The organism is Protofrankia symbiont of Coriaria myrtifolia (assembly GCF_900634755.1).
GTDB lineage: Bacteria > Actinomycetota > Actinomycetes > Frankiales > Frankiaceae > Protofrankia > Protofrankia coriariae.
Window position 1 is genome coordinate 18,387 of the sequence record NZ_CAAAFS010000060.1, and the last position, 1,891, is coordinate 20,277.

The 1,891-nt window shown below is 69.2% G+C and carries 2 protein-coding genes; one reads left to right on the top strand and one right to left on the bottom strand.

The genetic code is table 11. The features are described from left to right. A partial coding sequence (locus CM1CMNOD_RS22790; protein WP_131773827.1) for an ATP-binding protein occupies window positions 1-657 on the bottom strand: 657 nt, incomplete at its 3' end. 255 nt (window positions 658-912) lie between these two features. Between CM1CMNOD_RS22790 and CM1CMNOD_RS03140 the strand changes: the two genes are divergently transcribed. Beyond that, the coding region (locus CM1CMNOD_RS03140; protein ID WP_131773825.1) for a HAMP domain-containing protein at window positions 913-1,891 on the top strand (979 nt) is incomplete at its 3' end.

Genomic DNA, 1,891 nt, shown 5'->3' on the forward strand with positions numbered 1-1,891 from the left:
GCTGGAGGGCAAGCCGGGGGACACTGTCCGGGCGTCGGCGCGGGCCGTCTCGGCAGCCGCGGTGGCCGGGCCGGGCCCGCCCGCGGCTTCGGCGTCGGTGGGCGAACCGTTGGGGGCGTCGAGGCGGAACCACACCTTCTTGCCCGTCCGGTCGTGTTCGGTGCCCCACGCCGTGCTCAGCGCGTCCACCAGCGACAGGCCGCGGCCGTCCTCACGCAGGTTGTCGATGCCGCTGTCCGCGATGGACTCGCCGGTGACGCTCCCGGGCGCCGCCGGCGGGAGCGCACCGGCCGCCGTGGCTACGGGCACCGGTGAGCTCCCCGGGCCGTCGATGGCCGCCGAGCGGGCGGCGGCGGGAGCGTGGCCGGGCTGGCCGGTGATCGGTACCGCGCCCAATGCCAGGGGATGCCGATCACTGACCGTGACGACGAGGCGTCCATCGTGGTGTCGAATGTCGATTGTCGCATCGGTGCCGGCGTGTACGATTACGTTAGTTACAAGCTCGGTTACTAACAGTAGTACTATATCAACGACATCGGCGTGGAGACGGCCGTGCAACGTGTCGATAATGAACCGGCGGGCCGATCTCGGTGAATCGATGACCGGTGGAAGTGTGAGGGTGCGACGGAACCCCTCTTCGCCGAGCATGTGAAGCATGCCGGTCAGTCTCTCCTGTGTTGTCCGGTCATGAGGGATTGGCCGTCGCGTGGAGCGCGGCCGACGGATCTTCCGGGCTGGTCCGGGCCGGCACGCGCGGCACACGGCCGGACGGATCCGCTATATCCGCACAGCAAGCCCTGACGGATACTGTCGCCGAGCACTGCTGGATGCCTGATGAACGGACGCCGGTCCGTTCCGATGGTCTGCCAGACGTGAGAGATTCCCGCGCACGCCGGTTTGGAGGGCTCCACCATGACGATGGTGTCGGAATCCGCGCCCGTGGACGACCACTTCATCGACGATTTGCTCGGTGCGCTGACGGCGTTGTGCGCGGGTGACTTCTCCGCCCGTCTCGGGGAGCGGTCCGGCCGCGACGCGCTGATCGCCCAGCGCTTCGACGAGCTGGCGGCCCTGCAGCAGCGGCACTCCGGGGAGCTGGAACGGGTCAGCAAGGTGATCCGGCGGGACGGCCGGCTGACCGAGCGGATGGCAGACCTCGGTTTCGAGGGCGGCTGGTCGCTGTCGAGCCAGGCGGTCAACTCGCTCATCGACGACCTTGCGCGCCCGACGCACGAGGTCGCGCGTGTGATCGCGGCTGTCGCGGAGGGTGATCTCTCGCAGCACATGGCGCTGGAGATCGCCGGGCAGCCGGTGCGGGGTGAGTTCCTCACGATCGGTACGACCGTGAACACCATGGTGGACCAGCTCTCCTCGTTCGCGGACGAGGTTACCCGGGTGGCGCGGGAAGTGGGTACCGAGGGCAACCTGGGTGGCCAGGCGCGGGTCAAGGGCGTCTCCGGGGTGTGGCGGGATCTGACCGAGTCGGTGAACTCGATGGCGGGCAACCTCACCAGCCAGGTCCGCAACATCGCCCAGGTCACGACGGCGGTGGCGCAGGGCGATCTGTCCCAGAAGATCACTGTGGACGCACGAGGTGAGATCTACGAGCTCAAGTCGACCGTGAACACGATGGTCGACCAGCTCTCGGCGTTCGCCGACGAGGTTACCCGGGTGGCCAAGGAGGTCGGTACCGAGGGCAGGCTCGGCGGGCAGGCCCAGGTCAAGGGCGTGTCCGGGGTGTGGCGGGATCTGACCGACTCGGTGAACGTCATGGCCGGCAACCTCACCACGCAGGTGCGCAGCATCGCCGAGGTCGCGGCCGGGGTCGCCCGCGGCGACCTCACCCGCCAGATCACCGTGGACGCCCGGGGCGAGGTCGCGGCCCTCGCCC